We start from the raw sequence: 653 nt of genomic DNA on the forward strand, positions 1-653 counted from the left end.
CCTGTAGACATTTCTACCAGAGTCAGAGCATTATCAATGCCCTTATACCCAAGGACCAAGTCGCCTTCCCAATGTCCAAACTCAATTTTCTTTTCTGCAATGGCCGGGCGTTTGGCTATACTTGGTAACACTCTATACCCAGGTGGCTTTGCCCCTTTTTTACGGACATATTTCCGCTGTCGTTTAAAACGTAAGAACTTCGTATACCGTACCTTTTTCCCTAATGGGGATACTCCTTTTTTTGATCGCTCAATCCACCGATAGATGGTCTTGAAGCTGATTCGAAGGCTCTGGTCAGACGGATAGTCAACCATCAAGCGGCCATGAATCTGCTCTGGAGACCAGAACTCCTTCAACTTTTCAGACACATAATCGACAACTTTTTTGGGTTTACATGTACGCATTTTATAGCGTTTTCTTCTGTATGCCGTCTTTCGTTGTGCCGCATGACTTTGGTATATGAGCTGGCCTTCCCGGTATTCTGAATTCCGAGCTATTTCCTGACTTATGGCCGAGGCGCTGTACCCCATAATGCTTGCAATTTTCCGTATGCTGCTGCCTTGGTCCAATAACCTCTCTATAATTTCTCTCTTCTCTCGGTTAAGCTGTTTGTGTCCCATGTGGTGTTGTCCCTCCGTTGTGGAGTTTTAGTG

At 45.3% G+C, this 653-nt stretch carries 1 protein-coding gene; it reads right to left on the reverse strand.

Annotation, left to right across the window (positions count from 1 at the left end; genetic code table 11):
* Positions 1-620: IS30 family transposase (locus GO013_RS16700; RefSeq protein ID WP_163813171.1), on the reverse strand; the 620-nt coding region annotated here is incomplete at its 3' end.
* Positions 621-653: the final 33 nt, after the last annotated feature.

This window comes from Pseudodesulfovibrio sp. JC047 (assembly GCF_010468615.1).
Taxonomy (GTDB): Bacteria; Desulfobacterota; Desulfovibrionia; order Desulfovibrionales; family Desulfovibrionaceae; genus Pseudodesulfovibrio.